General features: G+C 61.7%; 22 protein-coding genes. 6 read left to right on the plus strand and 16 right to left on the minus strand.

Going from position 1 to position 23,260, the window contains the following annotated elements; translation table 11 throughout:
- The first annotated feature begins 149 nt into the window (after nucleotides 1-149).
- Complete coding sequence (locus tag ABD833_RS00585; protein WP_345070251.1) at nucleotides 150-731, plus strand: Crp/Fnr family transcriptional regulator; 582 nt, start codon at nucleotides 150-152, stop codon at nucleotides 729-731.
- Between the two features lie 46 nt (nucleotides 732-777).
- Complete coding sequence (locus ABD833_RS00590) at nucleotides 778-1,503, plus strand: hypothetical protein (RefSeq protein ID WP_345070252.1); 726 nt, start codon at nucleotides 778-780, stop codon at nucleotides 1,501-1,503.
- A gap of 13 nt (nucleotides 1,504-1,516) precedes the next feature.
- On the opposite strand, the gene ABD833_RS00595 is transcribed toward ABD833_RS00590, so the two are convergent.
- A complete protein-coding gene (locus tag ABD833_RS00595) occupies nucleotides 1,517-2,233 on the minus strand; it encodes a 16S rRNA (uracil(1498)-N(3))-methyltransferase (protein ID WP_345070253.1) in 717 nt (238 codons plus the stop codon).
- Nucleotides 2,234-2,297: 64 nt separating this feature from the next.
- Between ABD833_RS00595 and ABD833_RS00600 the strand changes: the two genes are divergently transcribed.
- Entirely contained in the window at nucleotides 2,298-3,056 is a 759-nt protein-coding gene (locus ABD833_RS00600) for a plasmid pRiA4b ORF-3 family protein (protein ID WP_345070254.1), read from the plus strand.
- 127 nt (nucleotides 3,057-3,183) lie between these two features.
- On the opposite strand, the gene ABD833_RS00605 is transcribed toward ABD833_RS00600, so the two are convergent.
- On the minus strand, nucleotides 3,184-3,969 hold the full coding sequence (locus ABD833_RS00605) for a S1/P1 nuclease (protein WP_345070255.1): 786 nt from the start codon (nucleotides 3,967-3,969) through the stop codon (nucleotides 3,184-3,186).
- Nucleotides 3,970-4,415: 446 nt separating this feature from the next.
- On the minus strand, nucleotides 4,416-6,035 hold the full coding sequence (gene pckA, locus ABD833_RS00610; protein WP_345070256.1) for a phosphoenolpyruvate carboxykinase (ATP): 1,620 nt from the start codon (nucleotides 6,033-6,035) through the stop codon (nucleotides 4,416-4,418).
- A 251-nt stretch (nucleotides 6,036-6,286) separates the two neighbouring features.
- Here pckA and ABD833_RS00615 point away from each other — a divergent pair, with 251 nt between their 5' ends.
- Nucleotides 6,287-8,023: a peptide MFS transporter gene (locus ABD833_RS00615; protein ID WP_345070257.1), complete on the plus strand. Its 1,737-nt coding sequence runs from the start codon at nucleotides 6,287-6,289 to the stop codon at nucleotides 8,021-8,023.
- 201 nt (nucleotides 8,024-8,224) lie between these two features.
- Complete coding sequence (locus ABD833_RS00620) at nucleotides 8,225-8,791, plus strand: transposase (protein WP_345070259.1); 567 nt, start codon at nucleotides 8,225-8,227, stop codon at nucleotides 8,789-8,791.
- Nucleotides 8,792-9,034: 243 nt separating this feature from the next.
- Here the strand turns inward: ABD833_RS00620 and groL are convergent, their stop codons facing one another.
- The 9 genes from groL to ABD833_RS00665 all read right to left on the minus strand — a co-directional run bounded on the left by groL (nucleotide 9,035) and on the right by ABD833_RS00665 (nucleotide 17,600).
- Nucleotides 9,035-10,675: a chaperonin GroEL gene (groL, locus tag ABD833_RS00625; RefSeq protein ID WP_345070260.1), complete on the minus strand. Its 1,641-nt coding sequence runs from the start codon at nucleotides 10,673-10,675 to the stop codon at nucleotides 9,035-9,037.
- A 41-nt stretch (nucleotides 10,676-10,716) separates the two neighbouring features.
- Nucleotides 10,717-11,007, minus strand: a complete 291-nt coding sequence (gene groES, locus ABD833_RS00630; RefSeq protein WP_073109933.1) for a co-chaperone GroES — start codon at nucleotides 11,005-11,007, stop codon at nucleotides 10,717-10,719.
- 244 nt (nucleotides 11,008-11,251) lie between these two features.
- A complete protein-coding gene (secG, locus tag ABD833_RS00635; protein WP_345070261.1) occupies nucleotides 11,252-11,647 on the minus strand; it encodes a preprotein translocase subunit SecG in 396 nt (131 codons plus the stop codon).
- Complete coding sequence (locus tag ABD833_RS00640; protein WP_345070262.1) at nucleotides 11,647-12,975, minus strand: hypothetical protein; 1,329 nt, start codon at nucleotides 12,973-12,975, stop codon at nucleotides 11,647-11,649. The genes secG and ABD833_RS00640 overlap by 1 nt, the downstream gene beginning before the upstream one ends.
- Before the next feature lie 279 nt (nucleotides 12,976-13,254).
- Nucleotides 13,255-13,788 (minus strand): LptE family protein, encoded by a 534-nt coding sequence (locus ABD833_RS00645; protein ID WP_345070263.1) that lies wholly within the window; start codon nucleotides 13,786-13,788, stop codon nucleotides 13,255-13,257.
- Entirely contained in the window at nucleotides 13,769-15,100 is a 1,332-nt protein-coding gene (locus tag ABD833_RS00650; protein ID WP_345070264.1) for a sigma-54 interaction domain-containing protein, read from the minus strand. Before ABD833_RS00650 ends, ABD833_RS00645 begins: the two co-directional genes overlap by 20 nt.
- Before the next feature lie 55 nt (nucleotides 15,101-15,155).
- The gene (locus tag ABD833_RS00655) at nucleotides 15,156-15,530 is read right to left on the minus strand and encodes a four helix bundle protein (protein WP_345070266.1); all 375 of its coding nucleotides are present in this window, start codon (nucleotides 15,528-15,530) and stop codon (nucleotides 15,156-15,158) included.
- A 68-nt stretch (nucleotides 15,531-15,598) separates the two neighbouring features.
- Nucleotides 15,599-17,038 (minus strand): tRNA (N6-isopentenyl adenosine(37)-C2)-methylthiotransferase MiaB, encoded by a 1,440-nt coding sequence (miaB, locus tag ABD833_RS00660; protein WP_345070268.1) that lies wholly within the window; start codon nucleotides 17,036-17,038, stop codon nucleotides 15,599-15,601.
- A 325-nt stretch (nucleotides 17,039-17,363) separates the two neighbouring features.
- Entirely contained in the window at nucleotides 17,364-17,600 is a 237-nt protein-coding gene (locus ABD833_RS00665) for a hypothetical protein (protein WP_345070270.1), read from the minus strand.
- Between ABD833_RS00665 and ABD833_RS00670 the strand changes: the two genes are divergently transcribed.
- Nucleotides 17,599-18,237, plus strand: a complete 639-nt coding sequence (locus ABD833_RS00670; RefSeq protein WP_345070271.1) for a CatA-like O-acetyltransferase — start codon at nucleotides 17,599-17,601, stop codon at nucleotides 18,235-18,237. The genes ABD833_RS00665 and ABD833_RS00670 overlap by 2 nt on opposite strands.
- A 79-nt stretch (nucleotides 18,238-18,316) precedes the next feature.
- On the opposite strand, the gene ABD833_RS00675 is transcribed toward ABD833_RS00670, so the two are convergent.
- The 4 genes from ABD833_RS00675 to ABD833_RS00690 all read right to left on the minus strand — a co-directional run bounded on the left by ABD833_RS00675 (nucleotide 18,317) and on the right by ABD833_RS00690 (nucleotide 23,252).
- Nucleotides 18,317-19,627, minus strand: a complete 1,311-nt coding sequence (locus ABD833_RS00675) for an anthranilate synthase component I family protein (RefSeq protein WP_345070272.1) — start codon at nucleotides 19,625-19,627, stop codon at nucleotides 18,317-18,319.
- Between the two features lie 119 nt (nucleotides 19,628-19,746).
- Nucleotides 19,747-21,261 (minus strand): tetratricopeptide repeat protein, encoded by a 1,515-nt coding sequence (locus ABD833_RS00680; RefSeq protein ID WP_345070273.1) that lies wholly within the window; start codon nucleotides 21,259-21,261, stop codon nucleotides 19,747-19,749.
- A gap of 148 nt (nucleotides 21,262-21,409) precedes the next feature.
- Nucleotides 21,410-22,162, minus strand: a complete 753-nt coding sequence (locus ABD833_RS00685; protein ID WP_345070274.1) for a zinc ribbon domain-containing protein — start codon at nucleotides 22,160-22,162, stop codon at nucleotides 21,410-21,412.
- The gene (locus ABD833_RS00690; protein ID WP_345070275.1) at nucleotides 22,152-23,252 is read right to left on the minus strand and encodes a Nif3-like dinuclear metal center hexameric protein; all 1,101 of its coding nucleotides are present in this window, start codon (nucleotides 23,250-23,252) and stop codon (nucleotides 22,152-22,154) included. Before ABD833_RS00690 ends, ABD833_RS00685 begins: the two co-directional genes overlap by 11 nt.
- Between the last annotated feature and the right edge of the window lie 8 nt (nucleotides 23,253-23,260).

Genomic DNA, 23,260 nt, shown 5'->3' on the forward strand with positions numbered 1-23,260 from the left:
GCGCGTAACAGTCTACAAAGTAACGCCAGGGTGGCAAAGTTCAGCGCCGGCGCGTTGGCCAGCGTCCCAGTGGTTTGCGGGGCCGCCGCCGATTTGCGTAGTTGCGGGGCGGGCTAAGGCTCAGGGATACTAAATTCCGCGAGAAAAATATGACTAAGGAAAAGCTGCAGCATTTTCTGCAACGAACGGGCTTTATCACGGCGGCTCAGGCGGAGGAAATTGCCGGGCAGTTCCGGCCCCGGGTCCTGGCCCGCCACGGGATGCTGCTGGAGGCCGGCAAAGTCAGCGACGACTACTTTTTTCTGGACCAGGGCTTTATGCGGGCCTTTGCCTACGACCCGCAGGGCAACGACACCACCACCGCCTTTTATGCCGCGGGCCAGCTGGTGTTCGAAGTAGCCTCTTTTTTCAACCGCACCCCTTCGCGGGAGTATATCCAGGCCCTGACTGACTGCCAGGGCTGGAGTATCCGGTACCAGGAGTTGAACGGGCTGTTTCATGCGCGGCCGGAGTTCCGGGAGTTTGGCCGGGCCATGCTGGTGCGGGGCTACGCGGGGCTCAAAGACCGGATGCTGGCCATGATAACCGAGCAGGCCGCCGTGCGCTACGAAGCGCTGCTGCGGGCCCAGCCGGAAATCCTGCAGCATGCTCCGCTCAAAAACGTGGCTTCCTACCTCGGGGTCACCGATTCGTCGCTGAGCCGCATCCGCAAGGGGAGCAGCAAGAAATAACGGTTGCCGGCCGTTCTTGTCATTTGACAAGCAATAGCCGCGGCCGATGGGGTTCCTTTACCGCAACCAACCCCACCCCGCGGCCATGGAAACGATACCAGTTGCCCTTCATCTTGCATTCGGTCTGACCACGGCCTTGGCAGTTTGGCTGTTTTACCGGGCCGCGCACCGCTCCGGGCAGGTTTTAGCGGTACTGCTGTCGTGGCTGCTGATTCAGGGCGCGGTGGCGGGCAGCGGCTTTTACACCGTTACTGATACGCTGCCACCCCGGCTGGCGCTGGCGCTGGGACCGCCCCTGTTGGCTATACTGCTGCTGCTGCTGACAAGCCGGGGCCGCCGGTTTGTGGATGGGCTGCGCCTGGAAACGCTGACGCTGCTGCACGTGGTCCGGATTCCGGTTGAGCTGGTGCTGCTGGGGCTGTTTCTGCACCGCGCCGTGCCCCGGCTCATGACCTTTGAAGGTCGCAACTGGGACATTCTGACCGGCCTGACGGCCCCTGTGGTGTGTTATCTGGCGTTCCGCAGGAAGCCGCCCGGCCGCCCTGGACTGCTGATATGGAACGTGCTGGGGCTGGCCCTGCTCTTCAATATCGTGGTCAACGCGGTGCTGGCGGTGCCCGGACCCCTGCAGCGCCAGGCGTTCGACCAGCCCAACGTGGCCATTCTGCACTTTCCTTTCGTTTGGCTACCCGCGCTGGTAGTACCGCTGGTGCTGCTGGCTCATCTGGTAGCCATGCGCCAACTGTTGCGCGCACCGCTGACTTCAGAATAGGCAGTGGTTTACATCAGGAGTTGCTCAGCTCCCGCGCCAGGTGCAGCGTAAACACGGCCGCCAGGGCGGCCGTTTCCGTGCGCAGCCGGGAGGTGCCGAGCGTCACCGGCCGGATACCCCGCCCTAAAGCGAGCTGAATTTCGGCCGGGGTGAAGTCGCCCTCGGGGCCAATGAGCACGCAGCAGTTCGTACTCAGGGCCGCTACCTGCGCCAGGGCCGTCCGCTCGCCTTCTGCCAGGTGGGCAATGAAAGTAGTTTCGGCAACGGTTGCGCCCACGAAAGCCGCGAAGTCGGTCAGCTCATCCAACTGCGGCAGCCACGCCTGGCCTGATTGCTTCAGGGCGCTGACGGCAATTTTCTCCAGTCGCTCCAGCTTCAGCTCCCGCCGCTCGGAGCGGGCACAGCGCAGGAAGCTGATGCGGTCCACGCCAATTTCCACGGCTTTCTCGACGAACCACTCCAGGCGGTCGAGGTTTTTGGTGGGGGCCACGGCCACGTGCACGAAGTAAGGCCGGGGCGCTACCCGTTCCTCGTGTTCGATGTGCAGCTGGCAGCGTTTAGGGTTGGCGTCGGCTACGGCCGCCTGAAACACGCCGCCGCGGCCATCGACCAGCACTACCGCGTCGCCCACGCCCAGGCGCAGCACCCGCACGGCATGCTTGCTTTCGTCTTCGGAGAGGAGGTAGGTGGTCTGGCCGGCGGGCAGGTCGGGGGCGAAAAAGGTGAGCATAGCGGAGGGAAGTTCGAATACGGCGTGTAAATTGGGCTAATTAATCCCAACCAGCCGCCCCGCCATGGCTAACCTGCTTCACCTCAAAGTTGCGCTGCGCTACATTACGCCGCCCATCTGGCGGCGCGTTGAAGTACCTGATACGCTTACCTTCTGGGAGTTGCACTTCGTGATGCAGGTGCTGTTCGACTGGCAGAACTGCCATCTGTTTGAGTTCCGGCAGGGGCGGGGCAGCATCAACGATTTCCTCTCCGGCTCGCCGCCCGTAGCTCCCGGCGACGAGGATGATATGCCCGAGTGGCAGCGGGACCCCCGCAAAGTCAGCCTGAACGAAATCCTGACCGCCCCCAAGCAAAAAGTAACCTACGTCTACGATTTCGGCGACAACTGGGAGCACGAAATCGTGGTCGAGAAAGTCGTGCCGCTGGCTCCCGGCCATCCTACGCCCGCCGTGCGCTGCCTGACCGGCCGCCGGGCGGCCCCACCCGAAGATATCGGCAGCGTTCCGGGCTACGAGATGCTGGTGGGCCTGCTGGCCGAAAAGGCCGCCGGCACGCGCAAGCGCCTGCCCAGCGAGTATGCCGGGCTGGGCAAATTCGACCCCGAAGAATTTGACCTGCCTTCCTTCAACCACGATCTGGCGCTGCTGGGGGAAATCGTGGCGGAACAAGATGCCATGCTGGCCGAATACACCCGGCAGCTCGGAGGCCCTGTACCCGACATTCGCCCCGCATTCGACGTGGAGGCGCTGCTGGCCGCGCTGACGGCCACTCTGCCCAAGCTACCCCCGGCTCCGCCGAAACCAAAAAAGCCGAAGCCATAGCGTACCCTGACCCCCTGCAGCCGCAGCCCGTTGGCGGGAGTGGTCGGGCTGGGCCGGCGCGCAGCCCCGGGGCCCGCTCCGGGTCCGGGAGCTGCTTCCGCAACGGACCGTCCGAAAAGCGGGCGGGCTACCCCAGCGTAGCGTTCAGTACCTGGGCCAGCCGTACGCCGGCCTGCTCGATGCGCTGCTTCATCAGCTCGGCGTGCGCGGGGTAGTAGTTGTAGTCGATATCGGTGCCGGTAGGAGCTTCTTTATAAATCTGCTCGCTGCTCTGGTACGACTCCCAGAACCACTGTTCCATCGGCGTTTGCTGCCACTGCCGCACCTGCCGCCCCCGCAGCTGGCGGTCGTATTGGTCGGCCATTTCGGTGTAGGTCAGGCCCTGATAGTCGAGCAGGCCGCTGTCCCAGAGGCTGTGCAGGTTGGTTTCCTTGCCCCGGAACTTCACCTTGATGTCGTTGCCGCCCTTGTCCTCGGCATGGCCGGCGTGCAGGGGCTGGTGCGCGTCGCCCACCAGATGGACCACAAATTTCAGCGCCGCCACGCGCTCCGCGGCCGTCTTGCTCGGGTCTTTCAGCTCCCGGAGCTTGGCTTGCAGCACGTTGTAGGCGTTGGGCTCGGTCTGGGCCCGCAGCGCCTGCAGGTACTGCTCCTGGTTGAGTCCTGCCGCGGTGTTGACGTAGTGCCAGGGGGCGGTGGACTTGAACTCCGGGTAGTACCGAACCTCGTCGGGCCAGGTACTCACCAGCGTCAGGGTTTCGGAGCCCAGCAGCCGTTGAACCTCGCGTTTGGCTTTGGCGGAAAGGTGGTGTTCGGCAATCTTTCCCACGGCCCGGTGACCATCAACGCCCCAGGCGCGGAGGCAGAGCGGGGTGAGTATCAGAAACAGCAGGGGCAGCAAGCGCTTACGCATAGAAAAGCAGTAGGAAGAAAAGGCAAAAGGCGGCGCAAATTAGCTGGAAAAACTAAGATGGTCCGATATAAAAAGCCCCGCCGGCATGCCTGTCCTTCCCCACATCTTTTCCAGCGGCAGCGATGAAGTCTTCACGCAGTGTCGCGCAGTGTTAAAGCGCAGTGTCTCGCTGTGTTGTTGCTGAATGGCACTGCGAGACACTGCGATCCACCCCTGCGGGACACTGCGTGAAGCACATCCGGGCAAGCCCACCTCTTGAGCCGTCTTCGCAACGGTAGCGTAAGGACCCTGTTTCGCCGGCTGGCCCCGCTTTGCCAGCGGTGGAACGACTAGGGAAACACCAAAAAAAGCCTTCCCGGCCGCATGGCCAGGAAGGCTTTTAAGATGTGGGTAAGGTCAAGCCGGCAAGTGCGGGCGGGGCTTTTCAACCAGGGTAGAGCGAATAACTAGGCCGGCACGGCAGCCATTTTCGGCGCACCGGCCAGGATTTCCTCGTTGGCGAAATCGGCGTACTTCCGGAAGTTGGTCACGAACTTATCAGCCAGCGACGAAGCCGTTTTGTCGTAGGCTTCCTTGTCGGCCCAGGTGTTGCGCGGGTCCAGGATGTCGGTAGGCACGTTCGGCACGGAGGCCGGAACTTCCACCCCGAAGATGGGGTGCTTGGTGAACGTCACGTCGTTGAGCTCCCCGTTCAGGGCGGCCGTAATCATGGCGCGGGTGTAGCCCAGCTTCATGCGCGAGCCTACGCCGTAGGCGCCGCCGGACCAGCCGGTGTTGATCAGCCACACGTTTACGTCGGGGTTCTCGTCCATTTTCTGCCCCAGCATCTCCGCGTATTTGGTGGGGTGCAGGGGCAGGAATACCGCGCCGAAGCAGGCGGAGAAGGTAGTCTGGGGCTCCGTGATGCCCATTTCGGTACCCGCTACCTTCGCCGTGTAGCCACTCATGAAGTGGTACATGGCGTGGCTCTTGTCGAGCTTGCTGATGGGAGGCAATACGCCGAAGGCATCGGCCGTAAGGAAGAAGATGTTCTTCGGCGCATCGGCTACCGACGGCTCAATGGCGTTGTCGATGAAGTGGATGGGGTAGGCCGTACGGGTATTTTCCGTTACGCTCTTGTTGGCGTAGTCCACGGTGTGGGTGCCGGGGATGAAGCGCGTATTCTCCACGATGGAGCCGAACCTGATGGCGTCCCAGATCTGGGGCTCCTTTTCCTGGCTCAGGTCAATGACTTTGGCGTAGCAGCCGCCTTCGAAGTTGAAGATGCCCGCGTCCGGCGTCCAGCCGTGCTCGTCATCACCAATCAGGCCCCGGTTGGGGTCAGCCGACAACGTGGTTTTGCCCGTACCCGAGAGGCCGAAGAATACGGCCGTATCGCCCTGCGCGCCTACGTTGGCCGAGCAGTGCATGGAAAGGGTGTTCTTCTCGTGGGGCAAGAGGTAGTTCAGCACCCCGAAGATGCCTTTTTTCATCTCGCCGGCGTAGCCCGTGCCGCCAATCAGAATCATCTTCTTGGTGAAGTTGAGAATGGCGAAGTTGGACTGACGGGTGCCGTCCACCGCCGGGTCGGCTTCGAAGCCGGGGGCGCAGATGATGCTGAAATCGGGCGTCCAGGTGGTGTCGGCGCCGGCGGCCGGACGCAGGAACATATTGTAGCAGAACAGGTTGTGCCAGGCCTGCTCGTTCACGATGCGCAGCTTCAGCTGGTAGTCGGGGTTGGCCCCGGCGTAGGCTTCGCGCACATACAGCTCCTTGTCGGCCAGGTAGGCCACCATCTTCTCGTGTAGTTGATCGAACTTCTCGGGGGCGAAGGCAATGTTGATGTCGCCCCACCACACGCTGTCGGTGGTGTTGTCGTCCCTGACCACGAAACGGTCCTTGGGCGAGCGGCCGGTGAACTTGCCGGTGTCGGCCATAAGCGCGCCGTTATCGGTGAGCGTGCCCTCGCCATTGCGCAGGGCGTGCTCCACCAGCTCGGCGGGCGTGAGGTTCAGATGGACCTGGGAGGCTTGGGTGAAACCCAGCGGCGCGAGGCGGTCGAGGGCGTTGGCGGCGGTGTTCTGCATGGGCCGAAAACGAGAAAAATAAGGGTGGGAAGAAGGGGAATCAGAAGACAAAATTAGACAAAAAAACCAGCCGGCCACGGAGTCAGGCCATAAAGGGCCGGAAGGCCGCGAAAATTCGCTGCCTGCTGAGTGCTCTACAACCGGATCAGGGCCTAACGGTTGCCACTTGCGAAAGTTTTGTAGTTTTACCAACCACCCGTTGGGTTACCACCGGCGGTCCTTTCTCCTTTCCAACACTTCACTTCTTTTTCATGCAAACGACCTCCGCTGCGCGGGAGCAGCAGCCCATGGCCGCCTCCACCAGCCACCCTAAGGGCCTGTACGTGCTCTTTGCCACCGAAATGTGGGAACGATTCAGCTATTACGGCATGCGGGCCCTGCTGTCGCTGTACATGCTCAAGGCGCTCCTGATGAACAAGGAGATGTCGTCGCTGATCTACGGCAATTATACCTCGCTCGTGTACCTGACCCCGCTGCTGGGTGGCTATATGGCCGACCGCTACTGGGGCAACCGCCGTTCTATTCTGGTAGGCGGGCTGCTGATGGCGGCCGGACAGTTTGCCTTGTTTTTCTCGGCTTCAATGTACGGCGCCGGCCAAACTGAAGTGCCCCAGGCGCAGCTGCTGCTGTTTTTTCTGGGCCTGGGCTGCCTGATTTTCGGCAACGGCTTCTTTAAGCCCAATATCTCCTCGATGGTTGGTTCGCTCTACCCCAAAGGCGACACCCGGATTGATGCGGCCTACACCATTTTCTACATGGGCATCAACCTGGGCGCGTTCATGTCGCCCCTGGTCTGCGGTACGCTCGGCGACACCGGCAACCCGGCCGACTTTAAGTGGGGCTTCTTGGCGGCCGGCATCGGCATGCTGATTGGCAGCCTCACGTTTGAGCTGCTCAAACACAAGTACGTGATTACCGCCGAAGGGGCCCCCCTGGGCGGTAAGCCTGAGCGCACCGTGGAGCATTCGCCGGTCGTGCCCGTGCAAACCGCCGGGCCGGTACGGGCCGAAACTATTGCCCGGCCCACGAAGAGCTTCGCCAGCAAGCTGCCCATGCTCATCGGCCTGTTTGTGGTCGTATACGCCGCCATTGCCTGGCTCATGAACCGCGACTGGATTGGCGCGCTGGTGTTCTCGGCTATGATTGTGGCCCCCATCACCATCCTGACCGACCCGACGCTCACTTCCCGGGAGAAGCAGAAGATCTACGTCATCTTTATCCTGAGCTTCTTCGTGATTTTCTTCTGGGGCACGTTTGAGCAAGCGGGCGCGTCGCTCACCTTCTTCGCTGATGAGCAGACGGACCGGACCCTGGGCGCGTCGGTGGTGCCGGCTTCCTACTTCCAGTCGGCCAACGCCTTGTTCATTATCATCTTCGCGCCAATCTTCGCCTTGCTCTGGACTTGGATGGGTAAGCGCGGCACGGAGCCGTCGTCGCCGCTGAAGATGTCCATCAGTCTGATGCTGATGGCGGTGGGCTACCTCATCATTGCCTTCGGCGTGAAAGGCGTGGACGCCAGCACCAAAGTGAGCATGTTCTGGCTGATCACCATGTACATGGTGCACACGTTTGCCGAGCTGTGTTTGTCACCCATCGGCCTGGCGCTGGTGAACAAGCTGGCTCCGGCCCGTTTTGCCTCGCTGCTGATGGCCGTGTGGTTCCTGGCTACGGCGGCCGGTAATAAGCTGGCCGGTGTGCTGTCGGGGCTGTATCCTCCCGGCCCCGGCGAGTTTGCCAAAGCCTCGAAGGAAGGCATCAACCTGCCCGCCATCCTGAACGGGACCACCCAGGCCACGGCCGACATAACGGCGAAGCTGGCCGAGCTGGAGCTGACGGCCCACTGGCCTTCGTTCCTGGGCTTCCAGATCACGAGTCTCTACGACTTCTTCATGATTTTCGTGGGCCTGTCGGCGGTTGCGTCGCTCATCCTGTTCGTGCTTTATAAGCGCCTGAACACCATGATGGCCGAGCCCGTAACGGCGTCGTAAGCAAGCTGATCATCCACAAGAAAAAGCCCCGCAGGACTCCGGTCCGGCGGGGTTTTTTCGTGAGCGAGTGGTGCCACGACTTTTTCCAGTCGTGGTACCACTATCGTTGCTTATGCCTGTCTGCCTGCCTGTCGTTCAACGATAGTGGTACCACGACTGGAGAAAGTCGTGGCACCACTGCGGCAATTCGTATCTTATGGTATGCATCTGCAACCCGGCCACTGCTACTATATCTATAACCGCGGCAACAACCGGGAACGTATCTTCTTCACCAGGGAAAATTATCTGTTCTTCCTTCAGAAAATCCGCCGGCATCTGTTACCGCATATGCGGCTACTGGCCTGGTGCCTGATGCCCAACCATTTTCATCTGCTGGTGCAGGTACGGGAGGAAACATCGATGCCAGCTTGTGGGGCGGCTTTTCGGGTGTTGCTCAGTTCGTATACCCGGGCTATCCAAAAGCAGGAGCAACGCACCGGTTCTTTGTTTCAGCAACAGACCAAAGCCAAGGATATGCTCGCTGGGGACGGGCATTATGGGCTAACGTGCTTCTGCTACATTCATCAGAATCCGGTGCGGGCGCAGCTTATTGCTGAAACAGCCCGCTGGCCCTGGTCATCCTACCCCGACTACCTTGGGCTACGGCCGGGTACGTTATGCGACCAGGAAACGGCCCGGGCCTTATTGGACTTGCCAGATACGGCAGAAGAACTACGGCTTCTGACGCTGGCAATTATGCCACAAGAGAAAGTTGATTCATTATTTTGAGGTAGCGGATGTGGTGCCACGACTTTTTTGGTCGTGGTACCACTATCGTTGAACGACAGGCAGGCAGGCAGGCAGGCAGGCAGGCAGGCAGGCAGGCAGGCAGGCAGGCAGGCAGGCATAAGCAACGATAGTGGTACCACGACTGAAAAAAGTCGTGGCACCACTCGCTCACGAAAAAACCCCGCCGGACCGGAGTCCTGCGGGGCTTTTTGCTTACTAAGCCGGAGGCTTAGCGGCCGATGTTTACATCATGCCGCCCATGCCGCCCATGCCGGGGGCTCCGCCGCCGTGGCCGCCATCTTTGTCGGCTTCCGGCTCGTCCGAAATCACGCACTCGGTGGTCAGGAGCAGGCCGGCAATCGACGCGGCATTCTCCAGGGCCAGACGCGTTACCTTGGTTGGGTCGATGATACCGGCCGCCATCAGGTTCTCGTAACGATCCTCGCGGGCATTGTAACCGAAGTCACCTTTGCCTTCGCGTACTTTCTGTACCACTACCGAGCCTTCGCCACCGGCGTTGGCGACGATGGTCCGCAGGGGAGCTTCGAGAGCCGTGCGGATGATGTTCACGCCGGTACGCTCGTCGCTGTTGTGGGTGTTGATGGCTTCCAGCGAGTCGAGGGCGCGCACCAGGGCTACGCCGCCGCCGGGAACCACACCTTCTTCCACGGCCGCGCGGGTGGCGTGCAGGGCATCGTCGACGCGGTCCTTCTTCTCCTTCATCTCCACTTCCGTAGAAGCGCCGATGTAGAGAATGGCCACGCCGCCGGACAGCTTAGCCAGACGCTCCTGCAGCTTCTCCTTGTCGTAGTCCGACGTGGTGGTGCCGATTTGCGCCTTGATTTCGTTGATCCGGGCGGTGATGCCAGCTTTCTCACCCTTGCCGTTCACGATGGTCGTGTTGTCCTTGTCGATGATGATCTTCTCGGCCGTACCCAGGTATTCGAGGGTAGCAGAGTCGAGCTTGTAGCCGCGCTCTTCCGAAATTACCGTTCCGCCGGTCAGCACCGCAATGTCTTCCAGCATCGCCTTGCGACGGTCGCCGAAGCCGGGAGCCTTTACGGCCGCGATTTTCAGCGAGCCGCGCAGCTTGTTTACCACCAGCGTAGCCAGGGCCTCACCGTCCACGTCTTCCGACACGATAACCAGCGGCTTACCGGTCTGAACTACCTGCTCGAGTACGGGCAGCAGCTCTTTCATGGTGCTCACTTTCTTGTCGTAGATCAGGACGTAAGGGTTTTCCAGCTCTACTTCCATCTTCTCCGGGTTGGTCACGAAGTAAGGGGAGAGGTAGCCGCGGTCGAACTGCATGCCTTCCACCGTTTTCACTTCGGTTTCGGTGCCGCGTGCTTCTTCCACGGTGATAACGCCTTCCTTGCCTACTTTGTCCATGGCATCGGCAATCATCTGGCCGATTTCGGCGTCGTTGTTGGCCGAAATGGTACCTACCTGGGCAATTTCCGAAGAGTTTTCAATCTTCTTCGACTGTTGCTTCAGGTTCTCCACTACGGCCTTCACGGCTTTGTCGATACCCCGCTTCAGGTCCATCGGGTTAGCACCGGCGGCTACGTTCTTCGAGCCGGCGGTGTAGATGGCCTGCGCCAGTACGGTTGCCGTCGTCGTGCCGTCGCCGGCCTGATCCGCGGTTTTGGAAGCCACTTCCTTCACCAGCTGGGCACCCATGTTTTCTACCGGGTCGCTCAGCTCAATTTCCTTGGCCACCGTCACCCCGTCTTTGGTGATGGTCGGGGCGCCGAATTTCTTATCGATAACCACGTTGCGGCCTTTCGGGCCCAGGGTTACTTTCACGGCATTCGCCAGTTTGTCTACGCCGCGCTTCAGCTTGTCGCGGCCCTCGGTATCGAATTGGATGTTCTTAGCCATCTTATGTGTTACTGGAGATTAAGTCGAAAGGGAAAGGTGCTCTACAGGACGGCGAAAATATCCGACTCCTTCATGATGAGGTAATCGGTGCCTTCGATGGTGATTTCGGTGCCGGCGTACTTGCCGTACAATACCTGGTCGCCCACTTTTACCTGCGGCTGAATCAGGTTGCCACTATCGGCCACCTTGCCTGCGCCTACGGCCACTACTTCGCCCCGCTGGGGCTTTTCTTTTGCTGTGTCGGGGATGATGATACCCGATTTGGTCTTCTCCTCAGCAGCAGCCGGTGCAATGATGACGCGGTCGGCCAGCGGTTTCATGCTTAGTGACATATTGTTCGTTTTGGGTGAAAGGTTTTCAGTATGGGAACGTGAGTCGGCAGGCAACACTTCTTGTGCCAGCCTGCCTCAACCTGACAGAATGGACACTAGTCGGGCCCGGGACCGGGCCGGTTGGGGTAGAAAGCTGCCAAAGCTGTCAGGCGGCAAGGTAGCCGGTCAGCCAACAACGCACAAAAAAACCGCCGGTGGCTTCCTCAGAAACCACCGGCGGAGCAGGTCGGGCAAAAAGACGGGCTTAGTTGGCCGGTACCGTGGCCGGAGCCGGCGTAGCCGCGGGCTGCTGCACCGGAGCACCCGTTGGTGCCGGTGCCGGCGCGGGAGCCGGAGCCGCCGGGCCGGTAGGAATGCGCGTTTCCAGGGCCTTCTGCTGGTTCACGCTGCGAACCGGGCCGGCCGCGCCGGAAGCGCCGTTCAGCACGTGCGTGCCCAGGCTCAGCACCATCAGACCGATGGCGAAGCCCCAGGTCAGGCGCTCCAGCAGGTCGCCGGTACGCTTCACGCCCATCAGGTTGGCTGCGCCGCCGGAGCCGAACTGGCTTGACAGTCCGCCGCCTTTAGGGTTTTGGGCCAGCACCACCAGGGCCAGCAGGAAGCACACGAAAAGAATCAGAACGATAAGGGCAACGTACATTACTCCGAGGGTTTCAGTTGTTGGATTTGGTCGGCAAAATACGCCTTTTTTTCCGGCTGGCGCACCATTAGCTGCTCATATATTTCAATTGCCTTGTCGGTTTTGCCCTGGCGAACCATGATTTTGGCCAGCATTTCGGAGGCCGGCACGGGCACGTTCCGGATGCTGCGCACCGACAAATCGGCCTGCTCCTCAACCGGCGGCACCGTCGGAGCTTTGAGTCGCGGCTGGGCGCGCAAAAACTTGTTGATCAGCTCGAACGATGAGCGGGAAGGCCGCGGAGCCGGCGGGGTATGGGCCTTAATATGGGCCAGCAGCAGCGCATCGGGGGCAAAGAAGTCGTCGGTGGGCAGCGCCTGGGTGAACTCGTCGCGCCCCTGCAGACAGGACCCGAACCGGCTGCCGCCGCCGAGGGCATAGGCCACGTCGGCATCAGCCCGGAAGCTGGGAACAGGAGTCGCTACCGGCGGCTCAGCCGGTTGTTCGTCCTCGTCGATAGTCGGCAGCTGGTACACCGGCGAAATTTCCGGGGTGGTAGCCGCCAGGCCAAACTCAAAGCGGGCCGCGCCGGCTTCCACCGGGGGCCGGATGGGTGGGGCTACGGCCGGCAGCAGGTCGTCAGCAACAACTGCTAAGGCAGTCCCGGCCGTTGCTGCTGGTTCCGGTTCCGTCGCCGACGGTGTTGCTGCCGCCAGCTCATCCGCTGCGGGTTCAGCTACTTCCGCACGGGCTTCTTCCGGAGTTGTGCCGTCCGCTTCGGGAATCGTCAGGGAGGTAGTTGGCTCCGCGTCCTCGGCAGCACCGGGAGTGGGCTGATCCAGCGCTGAGGCCGCCTGGCTGACAGGGTCCGCTGGTTCGCTCGTAGTCTGCGTTGGAGCTTCGGCCTCGGCGGGGGCAGCCGGTTCCGTTAGCTCCGGCTGCTCCATGGACCGGGACTCCGTGGCCCCCGGAGCCGGAGAGTCTTTATTCGCTTCAGCAGCCTCCGGCTCAATTTCTTCCCGCAACTCAGCTTGCGGCTGGACGGCCTCTGGCTCAGCCCCTGTTTCCGGTTCGACAGCCCGCGGGTCGACCGGCGGGGACGCTACCAGCAGGGCCGGTACATCAACCGGCCCTGCCGCAACGATGGCCGGGGCGGGTTGCTCGATGAGCCGGCGCAGCAGCTCCCGGTCGGCGGCGTAGGTGGCGGCGCGGCGCAGGCGCTGGCTGGCCAGCATGCTGCCCTGGTCGTGGGCCGCCTTAGCCAGCAGCACGTGCGCCGTCTGACAATACGGAAACGCGGCCGCCAGCTGCTCCAGCTCCCGGATTTCGGTTTCCGAAATGCCGTTCACATGATCCAGAAGATGTAGCAGCGACGCGCGGGTCATAGGGGTGATTTACGGAGGAGCGGCAGGGCGAGGTCGGGGGAGCTGATAGTCAGTGCGCCCGCCCAACCGGACAGCCCGGCCGGAAGATAAGGAGTGGCTTTAAGGGGCGGCAAAAGTGCATCATTTTAGCCGGTAAACCCATTGTCCTACTATATATAGCTGCGGGGGCCGGCATAAAAAGACAACGCAAGTAACGGCCCCCGCGTTTGGGGGCCCGGGGTTTACCGTCGCTTGGAAGGTTAACTACCAGTTGGCCACCGATTTATTAAACAGGTCAGTGATGATGTTGATGTTGATGCGCCGCAGCGCCGTGGGGTCGTTGTTGATACGGGCTACATCCTGGGCGGCGGGAAAGTCGTCGCTGCTCTGGAAGGTCTGCTCGAAATCCTGCTTGTCGTCTTTGGTATTCGTGAAGCGGACGCGCACCTGAATGGTGAGGCGGTTCACCCCGGCCTGGTCGACGCCGTTTTCCCGCTGAATGGCGGCGGGGGCGAAGTCGTAGGCAATGATCTGGCCCTCAAACTGCAGGTCACCGTCGCGGGGTACGAGCTTGAGGGTGGTATTGCGCTGGAAGTAGTCCTTCACGTCCTCCGTGAAGCGCTGCGACAGGAAGGAGGGGCCGTTGTCGGCGTTGTTCTGGAAGGTCTGGATGGAAATGGTCTTGACCGCCGGATCGATGTTGGTGCCCGTGAAGGAATACACGCTGCATCCGCTCAGCAAAAAGCCGATAGCAACCAGCTGATAGCTAACCGCTTTGCTATACTTGTTCCAGATCATATTGCTTCAGCTTACGGTAGAGCGTGCGTTCCGAAATCCCGAGGTCGTGGGCGGCGTACTTGCGCTTGTTGTGGTGTTTTTTGAGCGCCTTCAGAATCATTTCCTTTTCCTTGGCTTCCAGCGACAGGGTTTCTTCCTCGGTTTCGTGGGGAATGTCTTCCACCCGCTGAGCCTCTTCCTCGTAGCTGTCGTCGTCATCATCCGCCAGCTCGGGGCGGGGCGTGAGGATGTACTCGGCCGCGCCGTCGGAAGACGAAGCGCCCCGGCTCAGGCGGCCGCCGCCGTCGTAGCCGGAGGCCACGTTCAGGTTGTTGAACAGGTGGCTGTTCTGGCGCAGCAGCTCCTGGGCTTCGGCCGGGCGCTGACCGGCGGCCAGGTCGAGCACCAGCTTCTTCAGGTCGGTCATGTCGCGGCGCATGTCGAAGAGCACTTTGTAGAGCAGGTCCCGCTCGGAGTAGGTGCCCGTGCCGCCGTCGGCGCTGCCCGTGGCGGCGTGCATGAGCATGGGCAGGCGGCTGCTTTGCTCGGCGGGCAGGTACTGGCGCAGCCGGGGCGCATCCACGTCGCGCTCCATTTCCAGCACCGACATCTGCTCGGCCACGTTCTTGAGCTGGCGGATGTTGCCGGGGAAGCGGAAGCGCTGCAATTCCACGACGGCCTCCGAATTCAGGGCAATGGGCTTCACGCGGTAACGCTCGGCAAAATCGGTAGCGAACTTGCGGAATAACAGGTAGATATCATCGCCTCGCTCACGCAGTGGTGGAACCGTAATCGGCACCGTGTTGAGGCGGTAGTAGAGGTCTTCGCGGAATTTGCCCTCGCGCACGGCGTCGAGCAGATTCACGTTGGAAGCGGCCACCACGCGCACGTCGGTCTTCTGCACCTTGCTGGAGCCGACGCGGATGAACTCGCCGTTTTCGAGCACCCGCAGCAGGCGGGCCTGGGTACCGAGCGGCATCTCCCCGATTTCGTCGAGGAAGATGGTGCCGCCGTTGGTGACCTCGAAGTAGCCCTTGCGGGCTTCCTGGGCGCCGGTGAACGAGCCTTTCTCGTGGCCGAACAGCTCCGAGTCAATCGTGCCTTCCGGAATGGCGCCGCAGTTGATGGCAATGAACTGCCCGTGCTTGCGCGGCGACAGGGCGTGGATGATCTTGGAGAAGGATTCCTTACCCGAGCCGCTTTCCCCGCTGATGAGCACCGTCATGTCGGTGGGTGCCACTTGGGTTGCCACCTGAATGGCATAGTTCAGCGCCGGCGCGTTGCCGATGATGCCGAAGCGCTGCTTGATGGATTGTATTTCGGAAGGTGTCAAGTTTGGTTTTTGGTTTTTGGTTTTTGGTTTTTGGCCCATACAGAAGCCATCAGCCTCAACCCAATGAACGGTAATAGCGGATAAATCCCTGTACCAGTTGAATACAGTGGACGATTTTCTCTTCAATATATTGTAACTGCTCCTGGTTGATAAAGGATAAATCGAAAGCCAGATAGCACTGCGTTTCCAGTTCGTACAGAGAGCCTCGGGCTAGTACCAGAAACTGAATAGTGTCTTTAGGGTGTTGCCGGCCACTTCCTTCGCTAATGTTGGAGGGAACGGACACAGCGGCGCGGCGCATTTGATTGGTCAGACCGAATTTCTCCTCATCGGGAAATGATTGAGTCAGCAGGTAGATCAGCTTCACCAGCTCCCGGCTATGCTGCCAAACCCGGAGGTCTTTGTAGTTCTGCTGTTCAACTTTATCCATAACCAACGCAATAACTGTCAATTGTTAGAACGAAGCCAAAAACCAAAAACAAACAACCAAAAACCAACCTATACTGCGTCCCCCAGCAACGAACCACCCGTGCCGGTGTGGACGAACACGTTCACGTAGTCACCTTTCTGGTAGTGCTTCTTGGGGAAGATGACGACCTGGTTCTGGCTGTTGCGGCCGCTGAGGTGCTCCTGGCTGCGCTTGGAGAAATTCTCGACCAGCACGCGGTGCATCTTGCCCACGGCCTGCTGGTTGCGGGCGGCGCTGCTTTTCTGCTGCAGGTCGATGATTTCCTGGAGGCGACGCTTTTTCACGGCCAGCGGAATATCGTCTTCGAGCTTGCGGGCGGCCAGCGTGCCGGGGCGCTCGGAGTAGAAGAACATGTAGGCCATGTCGTACTGCACCCAGTCGATGAGGCTGAGCGTGTCCTGGTGCTCTTCCTCGGTTTCGGAGCAGAAGCCCGCAATCATGTCGGTGCTGATGGCGCACCCGGGGCCGAGGATGCGGCGGATGGCCAGCACGCGGTCCTCGTACCAGGCACGGTCGTAGGTGCGGTTCATCAGCTTGAGAATCCGCGAGTTGCCGCTCTGGGCGGGTAGGTGAATGTACTTGCAGATGTTCTCGTGCCGGCCCATGGTGTGCAGCACCTCATCGGTGATGTCCTTGGGGTGGGAGGTGGAGAAGCGCACCCGCAGCGCGGGGCTGATCAGGGCCACGCGCTCCAGCAGCTGGGCAAAGTTGACGAACTCAGCGCCGTCCTCCGACGTCCACTTATAGGAGTCCACGTTCTGGCCCAGCAGGGTCACTTCCTTGTAGCCCTGGGCCACCAGGTCCTGGCATTCGCGCACGATGCTGTGGGCGTCGCGGCTCCGCTCGCGGCCCCGGGTGAAGGGCACCACGCAGAACGAGCACATATTGTCGCAGCCGCGCATGATGCTCACGAAGGCGGTGATGCCGTTCGAGTTCAGGCGCACCGGGGTGATGTCGGCGTAGGTTTCGTCGCGGCTGAGCAGCACGTTCACGGCCTTCTGCCCGCCGTCCACTTCCCGGATCAGGTTGGGCAGGTCGCGGTAAGCATCGGGGCCGACTACCAGATCCACCAGCTTTTCCTCTTCCAGGAACTTGCTTTTCAGGCGCTCGGCCATGCAGCCCAGCACGCCCACCAGCATGCCGGGGTTGCGCTTCTTGTGGCTGTTGATCTGGGACAGGCGCATCCGTACCGTCTGCTCGGCCTTTTCGCGGATGGAGCAGGTGTTCAGCAGCACCAGGTCGGCCTCGGCCAGCTGCTCAGTGGTATCGAAACCCTCGTCGAAGAGGATGGAGGACACGATTTCGGAATCCGAGAAGTTCATCTGGCAGCCGTAGCTCTCGATGTAGAGCTTGCGCTGCCGGCCCGTGCGGGTAGCCGGGCTCACCCGCACGTCCTGGGCCGGCTCGTGGTCGGCGGCCGGCAAAGCAGGCGTATCGAGAAAATCTAAGGTGAACAGTTGCTGCGACATAGGTAGTACAAACACGGAAGGAGGGCAAAGGTAAGTTTTTTGCCCCTAAAATGACAGAATGGCAGGGCTTCGCAAGGTGCGAATGTGTTGAAATGGGGGTAATACTTTAATGTGCTCAGGTGCCAATGGGGGTAATGTGCTAAATGTGGTTCCGCGTCAGTGCGAGGACGAAGCAATGAAGCTGTTTAGGAAGTTGTTTGAAACACTCCAGACGGTCGTGCTGAGCGCAGCCGAAGCATCTCGCGTGGCACCGTTTGATTAGTAATCTGGCGTCAGCCTGCGAGATGCTTCGGCTGCGCTCAGCATGACCGTTCTTTAGCTAAGGCTACGGCAGGTAATCGAGCACCTCGCGCACATCCTGCACGGTGTGAAAAGCCAGGCCGGCCAGCTGCTCGGGCTCGACCCGCTCAAAGATCCAGTTGGCGTGGTAGGGCCCGTGCCCGGCCCGGAAACCCAGCCGCGCCACCGGAATGGAACCGGGCCGCGGGCATAGTCGGGAAAGCGGAGAAAAACCGCGGGAGAGGCCCGCGCCGGCGGTAAAGTTACCGAACTTGCCGCCCATGAAACAGCTGATTGACCTGACTACCTGGAACCGGCGCGAGCATTTTGCCTTCTTTTCGGCTTTTGAAGAACCCTTTTTCGGGCTGGTCGCGCCGGTGAACTGCTCCGGGGCCCAGGCCGAAGCCAAGCGGCTCGGGGTATCGTTTTTCCTGTACTACCTCCACCACGCCGTGCAGGCCGCCAACGAAGTGCCCGAGTTCCGCACCCGCATTGAAGGCGGCCAGGTGTACCGCTACGACCGGGTCCACGCCTCCGCCACCCTCGGCCGCCCCGACCACACCTTCGCCTTTTCCTTCATTGAGCAAAACGATGAGTTGAGCGGCTTCGTGGCCGCCGCCACCGCCGAAATAGCGGCCGTGCAAGCCAGTTCGGGCCTGCGCCTGACCGATACCACCGGCCGCCCCGACGTGCTGCACTGCTCGGCCATTCCCTGGGTGCGCTTCACCGGCCTCACCCACGCCCGCAGCTTCCAGTACCCCGACAGCTGCCCCAAGATTTCCTTCGGCCAGACCTACCAGGAAAACGGCGCTACCTGGATGAATGTGGCCGTGAACGTGCACCATGCCCTGGCCGACGGCTACCACGTGGGCCAGTTCCTGCAGGCTTTTGAGCGGCGGCTTAGCGCCGGAACGGTGTAGAGGCGCGATACTTCGCGTCTCGGCGTTGAACGACTGCGGTGGAACGGCGCGGACGAGTGAGACGCGAAGTATCGCGGCTCTACAATCGTTCTATGCCCAGCACGTCCAGTAGGGCGCGGGCTTTGAGCAGGCATTCGGCGTATTCGCGCGCCGGGTCGGAGTCGTAGGTGATGGCCGAGCCGACCTGGAAGCTGAGGTAGCCGGTATCGGCGCGGTACTGCAGGCTGCGGATGACGACGTTGAAATCGAAGTCGCCGTTGGGCAGCACGTAGCCCAGGCTGCCGCTGTAGAGGCCGCGCTTGGTCCGCTCATACTGCTCGATGAGCTGCATGGCCCGGATCTTGGGTGCGCCGGTCATGGAGCCCATCGGAAAGGTGGCCCGTAGGATATCAACCAGGTCGCGGTCGGGCCGCAGCTTGGCCTGCACCGTCGAAATCATCTGCCAGACGTGGCGGAAAGGGTAGAGGCCGAACAGCTCGGGCACCCGCACCGTACCGGTTTCGGCGACGCGGGCCAGGTCGTTGCGCACCAGATCCACGATCATCAGGTTTTCGGCCCGCTCTTTTTCGTCGTTCAGCAGCCGGGTGCGCAGCTGCTCGTCCTCGGCGGGCGTGGCGCCGCGCCGGATGGTGCCCTTGATGGGCTGGGAAATCAGGCCCGCTCCGGTACGGCGCAAAAACCGCTCGGGCGAGGCGCAGAGCAGGTAGCGGTCCTGCCATTTGTAGAAGCCCGCAAACGGAGTCGGCGAGACCTCGCTCAGCCGCAGAAACGTGCTGACCGGGTCCAGCTTCACCGCTTCGGCGTAGAACTCCTGGCACAGGTTGAGCTCGTATACTTCCCCATTCAGAATATCTTCCCGAATGGCCTCCACGGCCGCCAGATACTCCGCTTTCGGCAGGCGCGGCCGCAGCACCGGGGCCGGCGGGGCGGCCTCTTCGGGAATGTCGGTGGCCAGAATAGCTTCCAGCACGCCCGTCGTCAGCCCGTGGATTTCGACGGAGTCAGGCCGCCAGTAAAGCCAGGTCTGCGGCAGGAAAAAGTGCAGCGCCGGCCATTCCAGACCGTCGAAGTGCCGGCTATGGAGGTTTTCAATCTGGTTCTTGATGTCGTAGGTGATAAACCCGCACCGGGGCGCCGCCGCCGGAGCTTGCCGCCGCCCGATACCTGCCTCCTCCAACGTTTCGGCGGAAGCAGTAGCTGCCGCCGAAACGCCGAGTAACCGGTCGAAAGGCCCGTGCGGGTATTCCAGATCATTCGGCTCGTAGTAGGCGCAATACCGAAACCGCGCGGCCCAGTGCAAGGCTTTAGCACGGAATTCCGCCCGCGTAACGGACAGCGCGGCAAAGGCCAGAGTTTGGTTTTGGGTTTCTGGGTTTTGGGTTTTTGCCACGTTCAATGCCTTTACCTTTCTCGAATCACAACAACCAAAAACCAACAACCAAAAACCATCAACCAAAAACCATCAACCAAAAACCAAAAACCACCAACCAAAAACCACCAACCAAAAAGCTACCGTCCCAGCCCGGCCAGCGCCACTTTGGCTTTGGCGTCGGTGCTGTTCTTGTACTCGTGCTTAGGCGAATCGAGGACCTGTTGAAAATACAGCCGCGCCAGGTTCAGCTGCCCGTCGGTCTGGCAGAGGTAACCCATCTGCAGCGCCGACTGGGGCGCAAAGTAATACGGGGTTTTGCTGCCCAGGGCCATGGTGCGGGTGTAAAACAGGCGGGCCGAGTCGAGGCGGCCGAGGCCGTGGTAGGCGCGGGCGCGGCGGTAGGGGTCTTCGAGCCGGTCGCGCAGGGGCTGGCTGGCGGTGGCAGTAAAGCCGCGGAGCGTAGCCAGCGCCTCCCGGTAGTAGCCGCCGTCGAGCTGGAAGCGGGCCCGGGTCAGCACCCGGTTCAGGGGAAGCTTGCCTTCGTAAAAGCGCTGGGCGTACGTATCTTCCTCCACCACCGTGCGGCCGGGCGCGCTAATCTGGCGGCGGTACTGTTCGGCGGCGGGCGCATCGCCACCCAGCCAGGCGGCCAGGTAGAGCTTGAAAGCGGCGTCCTTACGGTAGTGCACCCCCTGGTACTGCTGCAAAAACTGCTGGTTCGCCCGCCGCGAAGCCGCGTACTGGCCCTGGTAGAGCAGCAGGTCGGCGGCCATGTGGTGGAGGTAGGCTACGGGCAGGTAGGCCGGTCCGGTGGGCCGGGCGCGGTAGGCCGCCAACGCGGCGTCGGTGCGGTGCTGGCGCTTGTTGAGGCTGATGAGCAGGTAGCTGAAGAGCAGATTATCGGGCTGCTGAGCGACCAGCCGGTCGGCCAGGCGCAGGGCTTCGTCGGCTTTTTTGTAGTAGGTTTCCTGCACCAGCGCCAGAATGATCTGGGCTTCGGGCTGAAAGTCGTGGGGACGCTGGGCCGCGGCGCGCAGGTTCTGCCCGCCCAGGGCCACGCTGCCGGGCAGTCCCAGCAGCTTCAGAAACCAGTGGTAGCCCTCGGGCAAAGAGCCGATGAAGAACTGCATTATGCCCAGGGTTTTGCGGGCCGGCAGAAAACCGGGGTAGCGCTGACTGGTCGCCTGCATCAGCTGGTAGGCCTGCCGCAGGCTCCACGCGCCCTGCACCTCGTGCTGGAAGGCCACCTGCGCGGCGGCCTGGTGCAGGCGGATTTCGGCCCGGGCGTAGTCGCGCAGCGGCCCCCGCTCCGCCGACTTCTCCAACGCTTCCAGGCGGCGGTCCTGGGCCGCCACCACCGCTTCGTAGCGGCCGGCATCCTGCCGGATCAGCAGCTCCGTAAAGTCGATGCAGTCGGCCACCAGCAGGGTGCCGGCGCTGGCCGGGGCGCGTTGCAGCTCCGGGCGCAGCAGGGCCCGGGCTGATTCAATACGCAGCTTAAACAGCTCACCGTAAGCCTGGCGCGCCGCCATCGATAGAGTGCTGGTTGAAGCGGGAGTCAGGCCGGCTTCCGGAGCCTGCCGGGTGCTGGTATCGTGCTGAAGCCGGCGGGCGGCCCTGGCGGACAGGGGCCACAGGCTGGTGCCGGCCACCGCCCACCAGCCTGCCAGCAGCAGTGCCCACCTAGTAGTTCGTCCAGTAGTCCGTCCGTTTTTCACCCGGTTCGTGAAGCAAAAAAAAGGAACGGCCCGCGCCGTTCCTTTTTGATAGTCTGATTAGTCAGCAGCCACTGGTAGCCGCTTAAGCTACTACTTTCAAATCGACATCGGCCAGCACGCGGCCACAGTGCTCACACACGATGATCTTCTTGTGCGAAATGATGTCGGCCTGCCGCTGGGGAGGCACGGTGTTGAAGCAGCCGCCGCAGGCGTCGCGCTTCACGGTTACCACGGCCAGGCCGTTGCGCACGTTGCCGCGGATGCGGGTGTAGGCCGTCAGCAGCCGGGCTTCGATGGGCTTCACGGCCTGCTCGCGCTCGGTTACCAGCGTTTTCTCGTCGGCTTCGCTTTCGCCCACGATGGTCTGCAGCTCGGTGTTCTTGTTGGCGAGGTCCTTCTTGCGCTCATCCAGGCGCTGCTTGGTGCCGGCGATGTCGTTGTTTTTCACCTCGATCTGGTACTGGGCCTCCTTGATTTTCTTTTCTGAAATCTGGATTTCCAGGCGCTGCAGCTCCATCTCTTTGCCGATGGCTTCGTACTCGCGGTTGTTGCGCACGTTCTGCTGCTGCTCCTCATACTTCTTGATGAGGCCGTCGGCATCCTTGGCGTTCTGCTTGCGCTGCTTGATCTGGTCGTTGAGCGACTGAATCTCTTCGTCGAACTTGCTCACGCGGACCTCGTAGCCGGCAATTTCATCCTCCAGGTCGCGAACCTCCTCGGGCAGGTCACCGCGCACGCGCCGGATTTCATCGAGCTGCGAGTCGAGGCGCTGCAGATTCAGAAGAGCTTCCAGCTTGCTGGCAACGGTGGTTTCCGTGGAGGGGTTAGAAATCATAACGGACAGGGTTGGTGAGGGTCTGGGCAATTAAGACCGCAAAAGTACTTCCAAAGTTGGCGCCAAGCAAATCCCGGAACAGCTCGCCGGTGAATTGCTCACTTTCAAAATGGCCCACGTCGCAGAGCATCAGCCGGCCCCCGGCCCCGAAGTACTCGTGGTATTTCAGGTCGCCGGTCACGAAGGCATCGGCCCCGGCGGCGCGGGCGTGGCCAATGAGAAAGCTGCCCGCTCCGCCGCAGATAGCCACGGTCTGGATAGGCTGCTCGAACTCGGTGTGCTTCACCACCGGCACGAGCAACGCCGTGCGCAGCCGCCGGCGGAATTCGGCCGGACTCAGCGGCTCGGCCAGCTCGCCCACCATGCCGGAGCCCACGTCCTGATGAGTATTTTCCAGCTTCATGACTTCGTACGCTACCTCCTCATAAGGATGGACCTGGCGCAGGGCGCTGAGCACGCGACTCTGCAGATGCAACGGCAGCAGCACTTCCAGGCGCTGCTCGGCGGTGGTTTCCGGCTGGCCGGGCGTACCCTGAAACGGGTTGGTACCCGCGCCCGGAGTAAAGGTGCCCACGCCGTCGGAGCGGAAGCTGCAGTCGGAGTAGTCGCCGATCTGGCCGGCCCCGGCGGCGTACAGGGCCTGGAGCACGGCCGCGGTGTGGGCGGCGGGTACGTAGGTGATGAGCTTGGCCAGCAGGCCGGGTTTGGGGTCCAGCGTGCGCAGGTTGCGCAGGCCCAGCTTGTCGGCCAGCTTACGGTTCACGCCGTGGCGCACGTTGTCGAGGTTGGTATGGGCGGCGTAGATGGCCACGTCGTTCTTGATGGCCCTGATCAGCGTCTGCTCCACCTCGTTGGCCCCGGTGAGGCGCTTGAGGGGCTTGAACACCACCGGATGGTGGGCCACCACCACGTTGCAGCCCCGCCGGATGGCTTCCTCCACCACCGCCGGAGTGCAGTCGAGGGCAATGAGCACGCCGGTGATTTCGGCCCGCGGGTCGCCGCACTGCAGGCCGGCATTGTCGTAGGATTCCTGGTAGGCGAGGGGCGCGGCCAGTTCGAGGACGCGGGCAAGGTCAGCAACGGTAGGCATGCGGCAGA

The sequence above is a fragment of the Hymenobacter fastidiosus genome, assembly GCF_039539565.1.
GTDB classification, from domain to species: Bacteria; Bacteroidota; Bacteroidia; order Cytophagales; family Hymenobacteraceae; genus Hymenobacter; species Hymenobacter fastidiosus.